The organism is Enterobacter cloacae complex sp. 277I4 (assembly GCF_050031465.1).
Taxonomy (GTDB): Bacteria; Pseudomonadota; Gammaproteobacteria; order Enterobacterales; family Enterobacteriaceae; genus Enterobacter; species Enterobacter cloacae.
Window position 1 is genome coordinate 1,958,560 of record NZ_JBLGWC010000001.1, and the last position, 19,582, is coordinate 1,978,141.

Below are 19,582 nucleotides of genomic sequence, written 5' to 3' on the forward strand. Positions count from 1 at the left end.
CGCAGAAGCCTGGGTGCGAGATCCGCGCATTTTTCACATAACGGGCTAACTATCGTTCGATGTGGGCTGCTGACGGCCAAAAATCACTTCCATTCTGGCACCGCCAAGTAAACTTTCACCGGTTTCGATTTTGCCGTCGTACTGGTCGACAATCTCGCGTGCGACGGACAACCCCACCCCCTGGCCGGGACGCAATGTATCCGCACGCTGACCGCGATCAAATACCACGTCACGTTTGTTGCGCGGGATCCCCGGGCCATCATCCTCAACAATGATGTGCAGCTCGTTGTCCGTCTGACGGGCGGAAACTTCCACGAACTCCAGACAATATTTACAGGCGTTATCGAGCAGGTTACCCATCACCTCCATGAAATCATTCTTTTCGCCGACGAAACTGATTTCAGGAGAGATATCGAGACTGATGTTCACCCCTTTACGCTGATACACCTTATTCAGCGCAGAGGTCAGGTTATCCAGCAGTGGTGCCACGGGGTGCAGCTCCCGGCTCAGCAGGGCGCTGCCGGAACGCATGCTGGCGCGATGAAGATAGTAGCCAATTTGCTGCGAAATACGGCTGATCTGCTCCAGCATCACCGGCTCGGCATCATCGACGCTCATTCTGGAGCTGCGCATGGATCGCAGGGTGCTTTGCATGACGGCCAGCGGGGTCTTCAGGCTGTGAGTGAGGTCAGTCAACGTGGTGCGGTATTTATCGTAGCGCTCGCGTTCACTTTTCAGCAGGCGGTTAAGGTTACGCACCAGACTTGTTAGCTCACGCGTTGTCTCAGGATTAAGCTTCTCGCGATGATGCTCCTCCAGCTCGCGAACCTCTTTCGCCAGCGATTCAATCGGGCGCAAACTCCACCAGGCAGCAATCCACAGCAGCGGTATGACCAGCAGCAGATTGGCAGCCAGCACGTAGACGAACCAGCCCCAGACCCGATAAGAGCGTTTAAGCTCGACGGGGATGGTATCCACCACTACGATGGTCAGCTGCGGCATGTCAGGCGTGGCGGGATAGAGATTGATGGCGACGGAGTGGGTCATTTCTGTTTCGGCGTCATCGGCGCGGATCTCATTCAGCTTTTTTTGCAGAGAGCGATCTTCGCGCAGCAGGCTGCTGGTGGTATTCAGATCGGCTTCAATTTCATGGAATCCGTTGGTTTTCAGCCATTCCGGGCGGATGCTTTTCACCAGCCAGGGAACATCACGCTGTGCCCACAGCAGTTTCCCTTTTTCATTGTAAATCAGCGCCAGCGTGGGACTCTGCTGGTTAAGATTCTCCGGCATCTCGACGCTGATCTGGTTGTTTTCCCACTTTGCGAGGGTATAAAACAGGTTGCTCTCACCGCGCAGCAGACGAAAGGTCGTTTTATCAAAACTGACGCTGTAACCAACCAGCGCCACCATGCCGTAAGAAAGCGACAGCACCAGCACAACGGCGGCTGTGGCCAGCAAAAAGCGAACCCGCAGTGAAAGGGGCATAATGTGCCGCATAAGTCGTTTCATTTAGCGTAATTCGAACAGGTAGCCCTGACCGCGCACGGTTGTGATCACATCATGCGGATACTGCGCCTGAATCTTCTTACGCAAACGGCCCATCAGCACATCAATGGTGTGACTCTCACGCAGTTCGGCATCCGGATAAAGCTGGAGCATTAAGGAGTCTTTGCTCACTACTTTACCGTTGTTACGGATCAGCGTTTCCATGATGGTGTATTCGAAGGCCGTCAGTTTGATGACTTCATTGTTGATTGAGAATTCCCGACGGGAGAGATCCACCTGGAAAGGTGGAAGGGAAATCACCTGGGAGGCGAGCCCGCTGTTGCGGCGTAACAGGGCCTGCATGCGTGCCGCCACTTCTTCAATATGAAACGGTTTGGTGACGTAATCATCGGCACCGGCACTGAGCACTTCCACTTTGTCCTGCCAGCCTTCACGCGCGGTCAGCACCAGGACAGGAAGGGAGACATCGTGGCTGCGCCAGCGGCGAATCAATGACAGCCCGTCTTCGTCAGGTAACCCGAGATCAACGATGGCGATATCCGGCAGGTGTTCATTGAGATAATAATCGGCTTCTTTTGCATCTTCCGCATCATCCACCTGATGTCCCATCTCCTGAAGCTGAACCTTCAGGTGATGACGTAGCAATGCGTTATCCTCAACAACCAGTACGCGCATCATCTTTCTCCCAGAATTAATAGTATGAATAGTTTAACGCTGATTATGTTGTTGTGGGGATAAACATTGAGTAAACCGGGGAAAAAGCAGCCCCCTTTTCGGGCGAAAAGGGGGCGGGGGAGATTACTTCAGCTCGTCGACCATGGTGATGGCGCGGCCAATGTAATTCGCTGGTGTCATCTCTTTCAGGCGGGTTTTTTCCGCTTCCGGCAATTCGAGGCTATCGATAAACTGTTTCATACCTTCCGCATCGACACGTTTACCGCGGGTCAGCTCTTTCAGTTTTTCATACGGTTTTTCGATGCCGTAACGACGCATTACGGTCTGGATCGGTTCGGCCAGCACTTCCCAGTTGTGGTCCAGCTCGTCCAGCAGACGATCGCGGTTCACTTCCAGCTTGCTCACCCCTTTCAGGGTGGACTGATAGGCGATCAGCGCATAGCCAATCCCCACGCCCAGGTTACGCAGCACGGTGGAGTCGGTCAGGTCGCGCTGCCAGCGGGAAACCGGCAGTTTGCTCGCCATATGCTGCAACACGGCGTTGGCCAGACCCAGGTTGCCTTCGGAGTTTTCGAAGTCAATCGGGTTCACTTTGTGCGGCATGGTTGAAGAGCCGATTTCACCGGCGATGGTCTTCTGCTTGAAGTGGTTCAGCGCGATATAACCCCACACGTCGCGGTCGAAGTCGATCAGAATGGTGTTGAAGCGGGCGATACAGTCGAACAGCTCGGCGATATAGTCGTGCGGCTCAATCTGAGTGGTGTACGGGTTCCACTGAATTCCCAGGGAGGTCACGAACTCTTCACTGAACTGATGCCAGTCCACTTCCGGGTAAGCGGCAATATGGGCGTTGTAGTTACCTACCGCGCCATTGATTTTACCAAGGATCTCAACCTGTTCCAGTTGACGATACTGACGCTCCATACGGTATGCCACGTTAGCCATCTCTTTACCCATCGTGGATGGCGTAGCGGGCTGACCGTGGGTACGGGAGAGCAGGGGAATGTCGCGGTATTCCACAGACAACGCTTTCACCGCGTCAATGATTTTACGCCAGTAAGGCAGAACCACGTCTTTGCGCGCGGTAGAGAGCATCAATGCGTGAGACAGGTTATTGATGTCTTCAGAAGTACAGGCGAAGTGAATGAATTCAGACACCGCGTGCAGCGCCGGAACGCTTGCCACTTTCTCTTTCAGGAAGTACTCAACCGCTTTTACGTCGTGGTTGGTGGTACGTTCAATGGTCTTGATGCGAGCAGCATCTTCTTCATTGAAGTCAGCAACGATTTTATCAAGGTAATCGTTTGCCTGGGCGTCAAAAGCAGGAACTTCCTTGATTGCTGCCTGGGCGGCCAGCTTTTGCAGCCAGCGTACTTCAACCTGAACACGGAACTTCAGCAGGCCATATTCGCTGAAGATCCCGCGCAGCGCGCTGACTTTATCGCCGTAGCGTCCATCGACAGGGGATACGGCGGTCAGTGAGGATAATTCCATAATTCGCAACTCCGGGAGGTTAACAATGAGCAAGAATTTGTTTTGCCTGAGTCGTCAGGCGATTACGAGAAAACATTAACTGCAGGCGGCCACCGCCAACCTGATGCCACAGCACGGCGGCACGGATACCGGCCAGCAGCGAGGCGCGTACTTTTGCCTGAACCTGCGGGCTTTGCAGTACGGCAGGTGAACCGGTGACCTGGATACGCGGGCCCAGCGGACTGATGACATCAACATAAATACCGGCCATGGCGCTCAACAGCGTTTCAGACTGCAGATCAAAATGGTCGAGCTGACGCTGCAAGCCGGCAATGCGGTCACCCAGCGTATTCAGCGCGCCTTTCGCTGCGCTGAGTTTACGTTCCAGCACCATCAGGCTTAACGTATAACGGGTAAGCTCTGCGTTTAATCCCTGACGGCTGCTGGCATTAAGCACGCCAAGCAAGGTTTCAAGACCGAGACGAAGATTGATTTCGCTGCCACCGAAGACACCCAGGGTTGAACCGGGGTTGAGATCGATAACGCTGTTGAGCGAAACGTGCAGCGCGTCAGCGTCACAATGACCCTGATGCGCCAGCTGTTGCACCAGACGGGCTGACTGGCAAATTCCTGCCAGTGCCAGGGTGATGTCATAATAGTTCTTCGCCACACGTTCTCCTTTATGTGTGCAATCGGGTTAAACGGCCGGCAGCGGCAGGCGCTGTTCTATGATCCCACCACCCAGGCAGATATCACCGCTGTAGAAGACGGCGGACTGGCCCGGCGTGACGGCTGCAACTGGCTCGTCAAAACGCACGTCAATGCGATCGTCATCCAGCGCGGTAATGGTGCAAGGGATATCCGTCTGACGGTAGCGTGTTTTTACCGTGCAGCGCAGGGTACCTTTGAGCGGTTCACGGTCGACCCAGTGCAACTGTTGCGCGATCAGGCCAACGGACATCAGACGCGGATGGTCGTGCCCCTGAGCGACGATCAGAATATTGTTTTCGACATCTTTGTCGACCACGTACCACGGATCTTCGCTACCGTCTTTGGTACCGCCGATACCCAGGCCTTTACGCTGGCCGAGGGTGTGGTACATCAGCCCCTGATGCTGGCCAATTTCGTCGCCATCGACGGTGACAATTTTGCCCGGCTGCGCAGGCAGGTAGCGACCAAGGAAATCGCGGAATTTGCGCTCGCCAATAAAGCAGATACCGGTGGAGTCTTTTTTCTTCGCGGTGATCAGATCCAGCTCTTCAGCGATTTTACGGACTTCTGGCTTTTCCAGCTCGCCAACCGGGAACAGGCTTTGTGCAATCTGTTCATGGCTTAGCGTATAAAGGAAATAGCTCTGATCTTTATTACCGTCCAGACCGCGCAGCAGCTGGCTTTTGCCGTTCACATCGGCGCGACGCACGTAGTGACCGGTCGCAATATAGTCTGCGCCCAGATCTTCCGCCGCGAATTCGAGGAAGGCTTTAAATTTGATCTCTTTGTTGCACAGAATATCCGGGTTTGGGGTACGGCCCGCTTTGTACTCTTCCAGGAAAAGCTCAAACACGTTATCCCAGTATTCTGCGGCAAAGTTAACGGTGTGCAGTTCAATGCCGAGCTTGTCGCACACGGCCTGCGCATCGGCGAGATCCGCAGCGGCAGTGCAATATTCCTCGCCATCATCTTCCTCCCAGTTCTTCATGAACAGGCCCTCCACCTTATAGCCCTGTTGTTGCAACAGGTAGGCGGAAACGGAGGAATCGACACCGCCGGACATGCCGACGATCACTTTTTTCTGGCTGTTATCTGACATGGAATACTCACGACATTGAACTTCAAGGCGGCGTATTCTATCACGCCCCCCCACCATTGACACCCTCTGTAAACGGCCAGTTAAATTCTGCGATGACCTCCAGCGGCAAGCGTGCGCCTGACTGCCAGCAGCGAATGCTTTCGGCAACCAGCGGCGAGCGCAGGTTTGGCGCGTTCAGGATCTCGTCGGCGGTGACCCACAGGCAGCGATCGATATCGTCGTCGTGCGGCTCAGTGGCGCACGTTTCGCTAAGCTCGACGGCAAATAAAAAACGCAGGAAGGGCGTTTTATCAGGCGCAATCCACTGATGCATACGAATGAAGTGCTGAGGATCCGCGTGGATGCCCGTCTCTTCCCAGAGTTCACGTTTTGCGGCCTGTAATAAGGTTTCATTGGCTTCCAGATGCCCGGCTGGCTGATTCCACAGCGCTTTGCCGTTAATGCTCTCTTCTACAACCAGGAATTTCCCCTGCGCGTGAACCACACAGGCGACCGTGACATGAGGTTTAAACATATTGACTCCTTAAGGGGCAACGTCCCGCCATTCACCGTTAGCCAGGGAATCCAGCGTGTAACTGCCCATGGCATAGCGAATCAGGCGCAGGGTAGGGAAGCCCACGTGGGCGGTCATGCGCCGAACCTGACGGTTACGGCCTTCATAAAGGGTGATTTTGAGCCAGCTGGTGGGAATAGATTTGCGCTCGCGAATGGGCGGGTTGCGCGGCCACAGCCACTCCGGTTCATTCACACGTTCAATACCTGCGGGCAGGGTGGGGCCATCGTTTAACGTCACGCCGTTGCGGAGTGCGGCGAGCGCCTCTTCATCCGGCTCACCTTCCACCTGCACAAAGTAAATTTTGCCGGTGCGTTTTCCGGGCTGCGTGAGTTTTGCCTGTAGGGCTCCGTCGTTGGTTAAGACCAGCAGACCTTCGCTATCGCGGTCCAGACGACCCGCGGCATAAACGCCCTGAACAGGAATGTAATCCTTTAACGTGCTGCGCCCGGCTTCGTCGGTAAACTGCGGCAACACATCGTAGGGTTTATTGAACAAAATAACCCGCTTTGGCTGGCTTTCTTGCGGTCTTCTGGCGGCTTGTCGTGAGCTGAATCGCTCAACCCGGTGTTTTGTAAAAGAAGTTTTCTTCATGGTATTTTCAGGCGTTATCAATTGCCGCATTATAGCCTAATAACGAAGACCTTTCATGGCGCAGGACAATCAGGTACTATCGAAGGGCTCATTACAATTTATTAACATAAGATCAGTAACAACCAGAAGCGCTCGAAGGAGAGGTTAATGGAAAGCAAAGTAGTTGTTCCGGCGGAAGGTAAAAAGATCACCCTGCAAAACGGCAAGATTAACGTTCCTCACAATCCGATCATTCCATTCATCGAAGGTGATGGTATCGGTGTAGACGTTACCCCGGCAATGCTGAAAGTGGTTGATGCCGCTGTTGAGAAAGCCTACAAAGGCGAGCGTAAAATTTCCTGGATGGAAATTTACACCGGTGAAAAATCTACTCAAGTTTATGGCCAGGACGTTTGGCTGCCAGCAGAAACGCTGGACCTGATCCGCGACTACCGCGTTGCTATCAAAGGCCCACTGACAACGCCAGTTGGTGGCGGTATCCGTTCCCTGAACGTGGCACTGCGTCAGGAGCTGGACCTGTACGTGTGTCTGCGTCCGGTTCGTTACTATCAGGGCACCCCAAGCCCGGTTAAGCACCCTGAGCTGACCGATATGGTTATCTTCCGCGAAAACTCAGAAGACATCTACGCGGGTATCGAATGGAAAGCTGACTCTGCTGACGCAGAAAAAGTGATTAAATTCCTGCGCGAAGAGATGGGCGTGAAGAAAATTCGCTTCCCTGAGCATTGCGGTATCGGCATCAAGCCGTGCTCCGAAGAAGGGACCAAACGTCTGGTGCGCGCGGCAATTGAATACGCGATCACCAACGACCGTGACTCTGTGACCCTGGTTCACAAAGGCAACATCATGAAGTTCACCGAAGGCGCGTTCAAAGACTGGGGTTACCAGTTGGCGCAAGAAGAGTTCGGCGGTGAGCTGATCGACGGCGGCCCATGGCAGAAGATCAAGAACCCGAACACCGGCAAAGAGATCATCATTAAAGATGTTATCGCCGATGCGTTCCTGCAGCAGATCCTGCTGCGTCCAGCGGAATACGACGTGATCGCCTGTATGAACCTGAACGGTGACTACATCTCCGACGCCCTGGCTGCACAGGTTGGCGGTATCGGTATCGCCCCAGGCGCGAACATCGGTGACGAATGCGCCCTGTTCGAAGCAACACACGGTACTGCACCAAAATACGCAGGCCAGGACAAAGTGAACCCAGGCTCTATCATCCTGTCCGCAGAGATGATGCTGCGTCATATGGAATGGTTCGAAGCCGCAGACCTGATCGTTAAAGGTATGGAAGGCGCGATTAACGCGAAAACCGTAACCTACGACTTCGAACGTCTGATGGAAGGCGCTAAGCTGCTGAAATGTTCAGAGTTTGGTGACGCGATTATCGCGAATATGTAATCTATTAGCTGGGTTATACAACAACGGGAGCCGATTGGTTCCCGTTTTTATTATTATTTTTCGGATGGTTATCAAGAGCTTATCAAAACCCTTTTTTAAGCAGATGTTATTTCCAGTTCTCTCTTGATCTTGACCCGCGATCTCCGGACAGCTTTTGTATCTTAAGTTAACGATGTCCGCTGCCGCCGATATTCCCTCGGGGAGTGATATCCCAGCGCGCTGTGCGGGTGGTTTTCATTGTAAACGCGCGAATGTTAGCTGCTGCAAGGTTTCGCAGGGCTGTTCTCACATCTGGTTTTGGCATGAACGCGATATAGTCTTCCTTCATCGTCTTCACGAACCGTTCGGCCATGCCATTGCTCTGCGGGCTGCTCACCGCTGTTGTACACGGCTCCAGATTCAGCTCTCTGGCGAACCTCCGCGTTTCATGCGCGGTATGCTGAACCGTTATCCGTCAGCCATTGAACCGGTGTGGTCGGCAGCCCGTCGCCGAAGCGCTTTTCCACCGACCTCAGCATCACATCCTGCACCGTCGAACTGTCGTAGCCTCCTGTGCTCGCTGCCCAGTCTATGGCTTCTCTGTCGCAGCAGTCCAGCGCGAACGTGACCCGCAGCTTCTCACCGTTGTCGCAGCCGAACTCGAAGCCATCTGAACACCAGCGCATATCGCTTTCTGCCACCGCGATTTTGCCCTTATGTTCACGCTTCGACCGCTCTGGTTTGTCATGCAGTAACAGCAGATTATGCTCGCTCATAAGCCGGTAAAGCCGTTTGGCGTTCACGGGGCAGTCCCTCTGTACGACGTTGCGTACGCAGGATGCCCCACACACGGCGATAGCCGTAACTGGGCATATCGCTGATGATATCGAGGATCTCTGACAGTATTTCAGCGTCTGCTTCGTCATCACGCCGGTTACAGCGCCTGTCCTGCCAGTCGGCAGAACGGTTAATTCGCAGTGACAGCTGCGCACGCGACATGCCCATGGTGCGGCTGACCAGGGCTATTCCCCGTCCTTTGGCAACAAGGGCGCGTGCGCTATCCATTTTCGCGACTGAGCGTACTCCACGGCTTCTTTCAGGATCTCAACTTCCATCGTCTTCTTGCCCAGCAGGCGCTGAAGCTCCCGGACCTGCTTCAGAGCAGCAGTAAGCTCAGAAGCTGGAACAACTTCTTCCCCGGCCGCAACGGCGGTGAGGCTGCCTTCCTGATATTGCTTCTTCCACTTAAACAGCAGGCTGGGCTGGATGCCATGCAGGCGGGCGACATGGGAGACATTCATGCCCGGCTCCATCGTCTGCTGGATAATGGCGATCTTCTCCTGAGGAGTTTTACGTTTACGGACTTCTTGCCCTAACAGGATCCCGGTCATCTCAAAATTGGCGTTAGTGTTAGACATATATTCAAGCCTATCTCTTATCTGGAGATACAGCTACTGTCTGGAGTTTCAGGGGGCTACATCATTTCCAGTTCTCTCTGTATCTGCCACAACAATTTACGGTAGGGTATATTATCTACTGTAAATATATCAACTGTATGCGCATCTTTACTTCCTCATGTATCAAAAATAAACAATCCCGAATTTCATTTCCTTAAAATACTTTATCCAGAAATGACTGGTTCGTGTCAGTAGCCTTAGTCAATATATAAAAATAAACATTTTGTTGTGCAATTAAAACTTTTGCATGTGTATTTATATGCTGGTAACACAATTTTATCTCTGTATATTTAAGAGAAATTATTGGAGGAACTATGCATAAATTTAATCTAGCAGCTGCTTTTCTTTTTTTTGGCGCTTTTACCATGCCTGTATTTGCCAGTAATTCAATGTCTATAAATTATGCTGCAGGCAAAGAGAGTGGGGCCGAAAAGATGCATGGCATGAATGTGATATTTAAACACGATATGGGTAATTTTGCACTGGTCGCATCAGGTACTTATATACAGAATACCAGCGGTTCCGGGAACTCTTATTTGAAAAACAAATACGCATCAATTATGCCGGGGCTCGCTATTAATATCACACAAGATATAAATTTTTATGGACTTGCTGGTATTTCTTGTGGTTCAAAAATGAAACCTGATCAAAGTCATGAGATTTATGGGCAGCTTTTGGTACTGGTTTGTTTTACAACTTAACAAACAATATTCAATTAAATACAGGATATGAATTGGGTCTTGTTGATAACAAAGAAATAGATACTTTCATCATTGGGATAGGATATTTGTTCTGACTTTCAAGGTGAATGAAATGATATCAAAAAAAATAATAAGAATATATGTTATTACTGATAACTATTTTTATATTACGGCATCAGGGAACTCATTTATGATTCTAAAGTATTTGAATCTTACACATATAACGTTGAGCAAACCGCTAAGCTTCCAGCTCTTATTTTTTATCATAAGTATCATACTCAAGATATAATCATTACAGATAATTTCTTACATTGTTACGCAGTTTCAAAATATAGACCGGAAAAAACGTTAATTTTGCCATGTAATTATGATTTGGATAAATATATAGAGTGTTTTAATGATTTAACAAATCAAGATTATCTTCACAATGCACTTTATTTTAAAAAGTTATCATCGAAAGAGACCCTGCTGTTAAATTTATTTTCTGAGGGAGCAACAGATGACAAAATTGCTATTATGCTTAACATAACAAAAAAGACAATCAGCTCTCATAGGCGTAATATTTTGCAAAAATTAAACCTGAAGAATAGGCATGAATTGTATATGTATGCTTTGGCAACAAAAGAAGGGTTGTATGAACACGTATAACATAATATCTATTTTAACTATAATGGTATTGATTCCATTTTCAATTTATTGTTTTTATGCTAATTATCGCATCAATGAAAACAAAAGAATTGCATCAGAAACAACACCATTATGGCGAAAGATATTTCTGCCTCCTAAATGATTAATATTTTAATGGTAAATTTTTGATGTTTAGAAGCTTTCCTCTGTGAATGTTAATATATCCACCATCATTCAAATCTTTTAAAACTTTATTTAAGGAACTACGAGAAATTGAGCTTCTGGATAAAATGAACTTGAATACTGAAATTTGAGATCTTTCATTCTCTGGTAATTCCCATATGGCTTCTAAATTGTTTTTTCATAATATCGTAGGCATTTTTTGATGAAAATCTCTGGTCTCTTTTGAAAAAGTTTAAAGTGATTTCACAAGTCATTAAGAAAAAATGTTTCCACAAGTTATTACTATCAGCCAAACAATCCAATTCCACAGTTGAAATTGCTGTGAAAGTTGCATCCGTTGAAGCTCGAAAGTAATGGTAATCATCTTTTTCGAACATAAAGATTATCCCTAGAATATAAGGCGCATATACAGTGAAAATTAAAATATCGTCTGCTTTTCTATAAATGTCTACTCTACCTTCAGTGAGAAAGTATACATGTGGTTTATTATTAAGCATGAGGTTTATTCGTTGTCCATTTGACGCATAAATGCGCATAAACTTGTTAGATCCTTCAACAATCTCTAAGATATGGTTAAACATGGTGTGAAGCCTCAGCTACTATTTTCATTCTTAAAGTTTGATGTTAGGTAATGATATAACCTTTTTAGAAGATGGCAAGTTTAAATTTAAATATGTGTTTGTGTAATTATACATAATTTAATTTTTTATAGGCCAGATCATCAAAAGTAAGTGCTGAGTTCTTAAGATTTTATCAACCTATCATTGTTAATAGTCGATTCGAAGATGGCTTTATGTTATTTGAGCGTGATTTTTAGAGTTAATCATTTATATGGAAATTTATTTCTATATAGGAATGATATACGACTATTTACTTTTTATCGGTATTGCGCAAAACAACTCATTAATTCTATATGGATTGATGCTTGGCACTTAAAAAATCATCTCTTTTTGAAGTTGGGCTGAGTATTAACACGGGGGCTCGATATGTTGTTTCTATTGTTATGCATAGCTTTATTGATACTAATAGTAGCTGTTTTTTATTTTATCCGGTTGAATAAAAAAAGTATGGATGTAACTCAATTTATAGATTTGCTTTATAAAGATGATGATAAAATGAATATTTAAATGAGGTTGAGTAAGTGTTAAGCAAAACTCAAAAAAATTTCTTGTGGATGATTGCAGAAAAAACAATCGGCGTAGTGGGCCTTTTCTTTATAAATGCTTTGGTGGCTAAATACCTGGGGCCTGTGGTAATTGGGCAAATAGCAATTGCAACTGCGATTTTTCAAATTGTTCAGGTTGTAGGGGTGTTTGGCAGCGATAGTATATTCTATAAAAGGATAAGCACAAACTTGATTGGCGGCATACAATTAATGATGCCTGTATTTGTGTTGAGAAGTATAATATTTATCATTTTTGCAAGTATTTGCATAATGTTTTTAAATATGAGAATGGATTTAACAGGTATGACATTAGTGCTGTCAATCTGTTTGGCGTATTATTTTTATACTATTGATACTTACACAAGTTTTAACGAGTCACTACTGAACTCAAGAATTAATGCTATTGCAAACGTAGTTGGCCTTATTTTCGGCTTAGTAGCCAGGGCATTAATGGTTAGATATAAAGTGCCGATTATCTATTTTGGATTGCCTCTAATAATAATAAGTGCCATTCCTTATTTTCTAAAATCATATGTATTTAGAAAACAATATAAAAGGATGGTAACAATTAAGTATAGTGTACTAAAAAAAAGATTATTCCATCTGAGTTATGCGGGAAGCATTCTTGTTATTCCTTCAATCATTTCATCGATCTATCCAAGGTTGAATGTGCTTATAATCTCTTTTTTATATGGAAATCATGATGTCGGTATTTATTCAGTTTCTCAAAGCATTGCAACGAGTTGGAGTTTCATTTTATTATCGTTGTTGACATCTTGTCTTCCATCTTTATTTCGAGAGAAAAATAATCAAAAAATAATTAAATTAGGTGCCAGGTTACATTTAAATATCATTTTGTTGTCGATTCCGGTAATGTTGGTGATTACATTTTTAGTAAATTTCGCAATTCTCTATCTATACGGGGAATCCTATAAGGAGTCAATAACACCCTGCATTTTGTTATGTTTCTCAACATTATTGTCTACACTTGGCATGGCTTCATCAAAAATAATAATTAAATTTTCTGGGTATAGGTTTTTATTATGGAAGACTATATTTATATTGGTTTTAAGTCTGGTGCTTTCTTATTTCTTTTCTATCAGGTTCGGATTGATTGGTGCTGCATCAGCGGTTATCATTACTGAAGTTTTTTCTCTGACAGTTATTAACTATTTGTTTATGCAGGGATTTATATTATCAGTCCACATCGAGATGTTTAAAATTATTTATGTGTATTTTCGGAGGTTATTTGGAATGAAAAAATCAGATGGAAGCTAAAAAAAGGCAGCCTCAAAACTGAGCTAAATAAAAAATGCTTCTAAGATTTATTCTTAATGGCGCGCTGTTTAATGACAAATAAAAGCGTCCTCGAAATACATGAAACAGACTCATTTCATAGGTTTCAGGACGCTTTACAGTGAGTAATGGTCAGATGAAACGAGCGTTCTCCGCCCATTTTTTTGGGAATCCCAGCGCGCATAACGCCGGCTCAATACTCATTACTTCGGCATCTGCAATGTTATGAATTATAAAGGGGTCATCCTGAAGAAAGTTATGAATATTGCTGATGTTATCCCCCTGAAAAAGAATGAAGCCGCCAGCACCATTGCTGAGCGGGCCGGCAAAAAGAATCACTCCTTCATCAAACCCCCTCAGCAGCCATTGTTTATGTGCGTCAAGATGATCGGAAATCGCATCAGGTTGTGTCAGGTAAGTCAGCGTGACGGCGTGCAACATGGTTTATTCCTTAGCGGCAGAAACGGTATTAATGGCTTGTGGTATTAAAGAGAAAGCACGGGATAGTTCTCTGAGCTTTACTTCCTCCCCTTTAGATGCGCCTTCAGCCCGGACAAACACAACATTTGAAATGCCCAGGAAGCCCAGAAACTTACGCAGAAATTGCTCCTGAAAGTCCATTTCTTCAAATGCCGTACCGGCATAAACCCCCCCCTGGCTGAGGCTATGATGACTCTTTTTTCCCCCGCAAGACCAACAGGGCCTGTTGGGGTGTAGCTGAAGGTTTTCCCTGGCTGCGCGATTCTGTCCATCCAGGCTTTTAATTGGCTGGGAACAGAAAAGTTGTACATTGGCGCTCCGATAACAATTACGTCGCTTTCAAGAAACTCAGAGACCAGAGCATTTGATAATTCTCGCTCAGAGTCCAGACGCGTTGTAGTTGCGGGTCGTCCGGTAACAGGCCTGAATTCTGCAGCGATTTCCCCGGTGAGATGGCTGATTTCGTCTTTTACAAGATCCCGGTAAGTCAGTTGATTCCCCTGACTGGTTGCCATCAGTTGTTTCACTGTTTCAGCCGACAACTGTCGGGTTACTGAAAATTCATAATTGATACTTGAATCAAGATGGAGAATTTTCATTGCATATCGTCCTGTTGTGTAAGGGTCAGTGAATACTCTGCGCAGCATTTACAATCAGTGCTGCAACCTCTTTGGGATGAGAAATCATGGATAGATGATCTGAGTGAATTCGTGTGATATGTGCGCCTGCTTCACGGGCAAAATTTGCCTGTACTAACGGGTTCAGCGCGTTATCGTTTTCTGTGATGAGATACCAGGAGGGTTTCTCTCTCCAGGCTGCCGCGTTCACTTTTTCGTTAAAAGCGGCAGCGGCGATAGGCTGTTGCACCGCAGAAATCAGAAGGCTCTGTTTCATGCTTAGCTCATTAGCCATAACCTGATGAAACAACTGTGGCTTATCAAGCCAGATGAGGCCGTTTTTATCGGCTTCCATACCTTTCATGGGGGCATTGAAGTGCGCAAGTGCGTCAGAAACAGACTGATTGCTGTCCGGAACAAGGGCGGACAAATAGACGAGCCCCTTTACGTTATTCGCATTACCAGCCTGGGTGATCACCGCCCCTGCCCATGAATGGCCAACGAGCAGTACGTTACCATTTTGACGCTCAAGTACACGCTCTGTTGCAGCCACATCCTCTCGTAAGGATGTCAGGGGATTCTGAACAGCAGTAACGTGTTAGCCCCGGTCCTGCAGGAGAGCGATGACGGCTGACCAGTTCGATCCGTCAGCAAAGGCACCGTGAACCAGCACGATATTTTTTACACGCGAATCCTGTGCCAGAAGCGGCGGGTTGCTCATAAATAAAAGACACAAAGCAAATACTCCTTTTCGCAGCGCGACCGACATTAAATTTTGCTTACGCATAACTATATTTCCCGTATTTCTCAGTTTCAGGCAGTGTAATCATGCTGACAGGGGGTATGAAGTGTCATTAATGACAGGTAACATGCGAAATAAGACATTCTTCGGCACTGGGGTTAAAATGCGAGTTGCGTTACTTGCGCTTCCGGGCAACATGCGTTCGGCGCTGGCAGGGCTGGCTGATATGTTTTGGCTGGCGAATCAGGTGATCAGGCTAAACCCTACAGTGAGCCCTGAACTATCCAGGGCTGATCCATTTTTTGACGTCAGGACGATTACCGCGGATGGGCAGCCCGTCAGGGACGTTCAGGGACGAATCATCGAAAGTGATGGCTCATTTAATGAACCTGACAACTTCGAGCTGATCATTGCCAGCGGTATGCAGTTGGATGAGCAAAGATTTCCGGCTGACAAAGCAGCTGTATCGAATGCGGCCGAGTGGTTGAAAGTTAAATATTCAGAGGGAAGCTGTATTGCCTCAGCATGTGCGGGCGGTTTTGTGCTGGGAGAGGCGGGTTTGCTCAACGGACGGGTCTGCACCACTACGTGGTGGTTATATCCAACTTTCGCTGAACGCTATCCACTTGCAAAACCCATATGGGGAAAAACCCTGGCAGAACAAGACAATGTGATAACCGCGGGCGGCCCGCTTTCATGGGTCGATCTGGTTATATACCTCGTACGCAATCATGCTGGTAATGAGCTGGCAAAATTGACAGCTGACATGGCCGTTGCTGACAGCCAGCCTTTGTCACAGCAAATTTATGCGCCCGCAGGTTTTCTCAACTCAAGACATCCTCTACTGACTAAAGCAGAGAGTCTGCTTCGTTATCAGAACCCTGCAATGACGGTAAAGCAACTTGCTGCAGCTCTGAATATGACGACCCGCACGCTGAACCGTAAAATGAAAACGCTCATCCAGGAAAGTCCGAAAGACTTCATTACGCGGGTTCGTATTGAAACTGCATCTGTGCTTCTTGAAAGCCCAGGAAAGACTATTTCACAGATCGCAAATATTTGCGGATATAGCGATGAAACTGCTTTCCGGCGCGCTTTTAGCGCCATGATGGGGATGTCCCCCGGAAGTTTCAGAAAGCGGCTTTTTACAACGAACCCTTCAAATTCTGGCTGCGAATGAGCGGCTATTGTTGGCTTATCAAGGGCGTGACTAAGCTGATGATTGGCTGACCATCCGTCAATATCATGTCGTCCTCTGAATATAAAAGTGTGGCGCGGACAGATTCACACTCGAAAGCGAATGTTGTGAAAGTTCAGTTTTTTTTCGGATTGTCCTCATGCTACTCGCAGTCAATAAGCCTGACGGTTGACGAATGGTTGGCTTGTTTGATTTTACCTACTGTTGGTGTGGAAAAGATATCCGGCATGTCGTTAGCATTCATAAATACTTTGGGAATGGACGCAACTGTTCGTATTATGTCCCTGAAAGATTTAATCAGGAGAAATTGATATGGAAGAGGTTATTTATGTTATCGATGATGATGATGCATATCGGTCGTTTGTTGTTCAGTTCTTAACAGCCGCGGGCTATCAGACGTTTGACTTCAGTAATGCCGAAGAATTTTTATCCTCTCCCATCGTTGATCATCCTTCATGCTTAATACTTGAATTAAACCTTCCGCGTATGAATGGCTTTGACGTGATGGATGCACTCAAAGCGCGTGGATGCGCTATACCGGTACTCATTCTGACGAAGAGCGGCTCCATCCCTTCCTGCGTACGGGCAATGAAAGCAGGCGCCCGGGATTTTTTGACCAAACCGGTCGAACCTGAACAACTTTTGCGCGTGGTGAATGAGGTATTGATCGACGCGACAAACCATTTTCTGGAACAGCAACGGTTATTTGAACTGTGTAAAAATTACCAGGCGTTGACGCGACGTGAGAAACAGATTTTTGAGCTGGCAATTAATGGCTTGCAAAATAAACAAATCGCATCGGAACTGGGCATAACAGAAATTACGGTGAAGGTACATCGACGCAGGGTGATGGATAAAATGCAGGTTCGTACGTTAGCGGATCTGGTGCATGCTGCCGGCACGTTGCAAATCGGTAAATCCCGATGTCCACCCCGCAGGCTTTATTGATAACGCGGCGATCGTCACCGGACAGTTTATACCACCCTGACATTCATTCAGATTATTGTCCCCCTGGGGTGTTGAATTTTGCTACTCTATGAGAGGTAACGCCTCTCAACCGGGGCGGTCTACGATAATGGAATGAATTGATTATGAGTGAAAATGATACTATCCCAAAGAAGTCTACAAGCCAGATTAACAAAGCGGTATTCTTCACATCTGCTTTGTTAATTTTCCTTCTTGTCGCCTTTGCCGCAGTATTCCCGGATCTGGCCGACAAAAAATTCAAACTCCTGCAGCAACAGATATTCACCAATGCCAGCTGGTTCTACATTCTTGCTGTCGCCCTGATTTTACTGAGTGTTACTTTCCTCGGTCTTTCGCGTTACGGTGATATCAAACTGGGGCCGGATCATGCCCAGCCTGATTTCAGCTACCATTCCTGGTTTGCGATGCTGTTTTCGGCAGGGATGGGGATCGGCCTGATGTTCTTTGGCGTTGCCGAACCGGTAATGCATTACCTTTCTCCGCCCGTCGGCACCCCTGAAACCGTAGCCGCAGCGAAAGAAGCCATGCGCCTGACGTTCTTCCACTGGGGACTGCATGCATGGGCCATCTATGCCATAGTGGCGCTGATTCTGGCATTCTTCAGCTACCGTCACGGTTTGCCATTAACGCTGCGTTCCGCACTCTATCCCATCATCGGCGATCGCATCTACGGTCCTGTCGGCCATGCAGTCGATATTTTTGCGGTGATAGGGACGGTCTTTGGCGTTGCCACATCGCTGGGTTACGGTGTTTTGCAGGTTAATGCCGGTCTGAACCATCTTTTTGGGGTGCCCATCAATGAAACGGTGCAGGTCATTCTGATTGTAGTCATCACGGGGTTAGCGACGATTTCAGTGGTGTCCGGTCTGGACAAGGGAATACGTATCCTCTCTGAACTCAATCTGGGTCTGGCTGTTTTACTTCTGGCGCTTGTGCTGTGTCTTGGACCAACCGTACTTTTACTGAAATCTTTTGTCGAAAATACCGGCGGTTATCTTTCGGAATTAGTGAGTAAAACCTTTAACCTTTACGCCTACGAACCGAAATCAAGCAACTGGCTTGGTGGCTGGACGCTATTGTACTGGGGATGGTGGCTTTCCTGGTCGCCGTTTGTCGGTATGTTCATCGCGCGCGTATCCCGTGGCAGGACAATTCGTGAGTTTGTCACGGGCGTGCTGTTTGTCCCCGCAGGTTTTACCCTCATGTGGATGACGGTGTTTGGTAACAGCGCCATTTATCTCATCATGAATCAGGGAGCAACAGACCTGGCAAATACCGTCCAGCAGGATGTCGCGCTGGCCCTGTTTAATTTCCTTGAACATTTCCCGTTTTCCTCAGTGTTGTCATTTATTGCAATGGCGATGGTCATTGTCTTCTTTGTCACCTCGGCTGACTCCGGGGCGATGGTTGTGGATACGCTGGCATCGGGTGGCGTCGCTAACACGCCTGTATGGCAGCGAATTTTCTGGGCCTCGCTCATGGGGATTGTGGCCATTGCACTGCTGATTGCGGGTGGGCTAAGCGCGCTGCAAACCGTGACAATAGCGAGCGCATTACCATTCTCCGTGATCTTATTGATCTCAATATACGGACTGTTAAAAGCCCTGCGTCGGGATTTGACCAAACGTGAAAGTCTGAGCATGGCGACGATTGCGCCGACTGCCGCACGTAACCCTATTCCGTGGCAGAGAAGGTTGCGCAATATTGCCTATCTGCCGAAACGTTCTCTGGTGAAACGGTTTATGGACGACGTTATCCAGCCTGCCATGACGTTGGTTCAGGAAGAACTGAACAAGCAGGGGACGTTGAGTCATATCAATGATGCGGCTGACGATCGTCTCCGGCTTGAAGTTGATTTAGGCAATGAGCTGAACTTTATTTATGAAGTGAGGCTACGTGGATATAATTCGCCAACTTTTGCTCTTGCCGCTATGGATAATGACGAGCAACAGGCAGAGCAACACCGCTATTATCGCGCTGAAGTGTATCTGAAAGAGGGCGGTCAGAACTATGATGTGATGGGCTGGAATCAGGAACAGCTTATCAATGACATACTGGACCAGTACGAAAAACATCTGCACTTCCTGCACCTGGTTCGTTAATACAAAAATGCCGTCCGATGGGACGGCATTTATTTTGCC

Annotated in this window: 17 protein-coding genes and 3 pseudogenes; 7 read left to right on the forward strand and 13 right to left on the reverse strand. The window is 47.6% G+C overall.

Annotated features, from left to right (window positions below; all coding sequences use genetic code 11):
* Positions 1–45 precede the first annotated feature (45 nt).
* The 7 genes from phoQ to rluE form a co-directional block, all read right to left on the reverse strand.
* Complete coding sequence (gene phoQ / locus ACQG19_RS09380; RefSeq protein ID WP_029881973.1) at positions 46–1,509, reverse strand: two-component system sensor histidine kinase PhoQ; 1,464 nt, start codon at positions 1,507–1,509, stop codon at positions 46–48.
* The gene (gene phoP, locus ACQG19_RS09385) at positions 1,510–2,181 is read right to left on the reverse strand and encodes a two-component system response regulator PhoP (protein ID WP_013097083.1); all 672 of its coding nucleotides are present in this window, start codon (positions 2,179–2,181) and stop codon (positions 1,510–1,512) included. It abuts the gene before it with no gap.
* A 123-nt stretch (positions 2,182–2,304) separates the two neighbouring features.
* Positions 2,305–3,675 carry an adenylosuccinate lyase gene (purB, locus tag ACQG19_RS09390; RefSeq protein ID WP_246932020.1) on the reverse strand — a complete coding sequence of 457 codons (1,371 nt, stop codon included), beginning with the start codon at positions 3,673–3,675 and terminating at the stop codon, positions 2,305–2,307.
* A 19-nt stretch (positions 3,676–3,694) separates the two neighbouring features.
* On the reverse strand, positions 3,695–4,324 hold the full coding sequence (gene hflD / locus ACQG19_RS09395) for a high frequency lysogenization protein HflD (RefSeq protein WP_130627047.1): 630 nt from the start codon (positions 4,322–4,324) through the stop codon (positions 3,695–3,697).
* Between the two features lie 27 nt (positions 4,325–4,351).
* A complete protein-coding gene (gene mnmA / locus ACQG19_RS09400) occupies positions 4,352–5,464 on the reverse strand; it encodes a tRNA 2-thiouridine(34) synthase MnmA (protein WP_013097080.1) in 1,113 nt (370 codons plus the stop codon).
* Positions 5,465–5,504: 40 nt separating this feature from the next.
* Positions 5,505–5,978 (reverse strand): NUDIX hydrolase, encoded by a 474-nt coding sequence (locus tag ACQG19_RS09405; protein ID WP_038419123.1) that lies wholly within the window; start codon positions 5,976–5,978, stop codon positions 5,505–5,507.
* A 9-nt stretch (positions 5,979–5,987) separates the two neighbouring features.
* Complete coding sequence (gene rluE / locus ACQG19_RS09410) at positions 5,988–6,641, reverse strand: 23S rRNA pseudouridine(2457) synthase RluE (protein WP_029881977.1); 654 nt, start codon at positions 6,639–6,641, stop codon at positions 5,988–5,990.
* Positions 6,642–6,758: 117 nt separating this feature from the next.
* On the opposite strand from rluE, the gene icd reads away from it, so the two are divergent.
* Complete coding sequence (gene icd / locus ACQG19_RS09415) at positions 6,759–8,009, forward strand: NADP-dependent isocitrate dehydrogenase (RefSeq protein WP_013097077.1); 1,251 nt, start codon at positions 6,759–6,761, stop codon at positions 8,007–8,009.
* A 161-nt stretch (positions 8,010–8,170) separates the two neighbouring features.
* On the opposite strand, the pseudogene ACQG19_RS09420 reads toward icd, so the two are convergent.
* Positions 8,171–9,379 (reverse strand): annotated as a pseudogene (locus tag ACQG19_RS09420) (IS3 family transposase).
* Positions 9,380–9,759: 380 nt separating this feature from the next.
* Here ACQG19_RS09420 and ACQG19_RS09425 point away from each other — a divergent pair.
* Both ACQG19_RS09425 and ACQG19_RS09430 read left to right on the forward strand, forming a co-directional pair.
* Positions 9,760–10,146 (forward strand): hypothetical protein, encoded by a 387-nt coding sequence (locus ACQG19_RS09425; protein ID WP_426725864.1) that lies wholly within the window; start codon positions 9,760–9,762, stop codon positions 10,144–10,146.
* Between the two features lie 372 nt (positions 10,147–10,518).
* Positions 10,519–10,794, forward strand: a complete 276-nt coding sequence (locus tag ACQG19_RS09430) for a response regulator transcription factor (protein WP_407200786.1) — start codon at positions 10,519–10,521, stop codon at positions 10,792–10,794.
* Between the two features lie 142 nt (positions 10,795–10,936).
* Here ACQG19_RS09430 and ACQG19_RS09435 read toward each other — a convergent pair whose 3' ends face one another.
* Together ACQG19_RS09435 and ACQG19_RS09440 are read right to left on the reverse strand one after the other, a co-directional pair.
* Entirely contained in the window at positions 10,937–11,116 is a 180-nt protein-coding gene (locus ACQG19_RS09435; RefSeq protein ID WP_426725991.1) for a helix-turn-helix domain-containing protein, read from the reverse strand.
* Positions 11,094–11,537, reverse strand: coding sequence for a hypothetical protein (locus tag ACQG19_RS09440; protein ID WP_426725865.1), 444 nt, complete (start codon positions 11,535–11,537; stop codon positions 11,094–11,096). The genes ACQG19_RS09435 and ACQG19_RS09440 overlap by 23 nt, the downstream gene beginning before the upstream one ends.
* 560 nt (positions 11,538–12,097) lie before the next feature.
* Here ACQG19_RS09440 and ACQG19_RS09445 point away from each other — a divergent pair.
* Complete coding sequence (locus ACQG19_RS09445; protein ID WP_246932021.1) at positions 12,098–13,399, forward strand: oligosaccharide flippase family protein; 1,302 nt, start codon at positions 12,098–12,100, stop codon at positions 13,397–13,399.
* 150 nt (positions 13,400–13,549) lie between these two features.
* On the opposite strand, the gene ACQG19_RS09450 is transcribed toward ACQG19_RS09445, so the two are convergent.
* The 3 genes and pseudogenes from ACQG19_RS09450 to ACQG19_RS09460 all read right to left on the reverse strand — a co-directional run bounded on the left by ACQG19_RS09450 (position 13,550) and on the right by ACQG19_RS09460 (position 15,301).
* Entirely contained in the window at positions 13,550–13,858 is a 309-nt protein-coding gene (locus ACQG19_RS09450; RefSeq protein WP_029881982.1) for a YciI family protein, read from the reverse strand.
* A 3-nt stretch (positions 13,859–13,861) separates the two neighbouring features.
* A pseudogene (locus tag ACQG19_RS09455) lies at positions 13,862–14,496 on the reverse strand (FMN-dependent NADH-azoreductase).
* Between the two features lie 25 nt (positions 14,497–14,521).
* A pseudogene (locus ACQG19_RS09460) lies at positions 14,522–15,301 on the reverse strand (alpha/beta hydrolase).
* Positions 15,302–15,371: 70 nt separating this feature from the next.
* Here ACQG19_RS09460 and ACQG19_RS09465 point away from each other — a divergent pair.
* The 3 genes from ACQG19_RS09465 to ACQG19_RS09475 all read left to right on the forward strand — a co-directional run bounded on the left by ACQG19_RS09465 (position 15,372) and on the right by ACQG19_RS09475 (position 19,543).
* Positions 15,372–16,436, forward strand: coding sequence for a GlxA family transcriptional regulator (locus tag ACQG19_RS09465; RefSeq protein ID WP_130626399.1), 1,065 nt, complete (start codon positions 15,372–15,374; stop codon positions 16,434–16,436).
* A gap of 330 nt (positions 16,437–16,766) precedes the next feature.
* On the forward strand, positions 16,767–17,402 hold the full coding sequence (locus ACQG19_RS09470; protein WP_029881986.1) for a response regulator transcription factor: 636 nt from the start codon (positions 16,767–16,769) through the stop codon (positions 17,400–17,402).
* Positions 17,403–17,545: 143 nt separating this feature from the next.
* Positions 17,546–19,543, forward strand: coding sequence for a BCCT family transporter (locus ACQG19_RS09475; protein ID WP_038979854.1), 1,998 nt, complete (start codon positions 17,546–17,548; stop codon positions 19,541–19,543).
* Positions 19,544–19,582: the final 39 nt, after the last annotated feature.